1 protein-coding gene is annotated in these 349 nt (G+C 61.0%); it reads left to right on the forward strand.

The features are described 5' to 3' along the window. Positions 1 to 349, forward strand: a 349-nt coding sequence (locus tag HMPREF2886_RS31900) for a zincin-like metallopeptidase domain-containing protein (protein WP_256562624.1), incomplete at both ends; no start/stop codon positions are given.

The raw sequence follows: 349 nt of genomic DNA on the forward strand, positions 1-349 counted from the left end.
AGCACGGACAGCATCACGCTGCCCGAGCGTAACCAGTTCCCGACCGCCGACAACTACTATGCGACCGCGTTGCATGAGCTGGGTCACTGGACAGGGCACCCGTCGCGGCTTGACCGCGACCTTGCGCACCCGTTCGGTTCGGAGGGCTACGCCCGCGAAGAATTACGAGCGGAAATTGCCTCGCTGATGTTGGGCGAGCGCCTCGAAATCGGCCACGATCCGGGCCAGCACGCAGCCTATGTAGGTTCGTGGATTAAAGCCTTGAAGGAAGATCCAAAAGAGATCTTCCGGGCCGCGTCCGACGCCGAACGCATAAGCGGCTATGTGATGGACTTCGAGCAGGAGCAGA

It is taken from the genome of Pseudomonas sp. HMSC066A08, from assembly GCF_001813025.1.
In the GTDB taxonomy this organism is placed as follows: domain Bacteria; phylum Pseudomonadota; class Gammaproteobacteria; order Pseudomonadales; family Pseudomonadaceae; genus Pseudomonas; species Pseudomonas aeruginosa.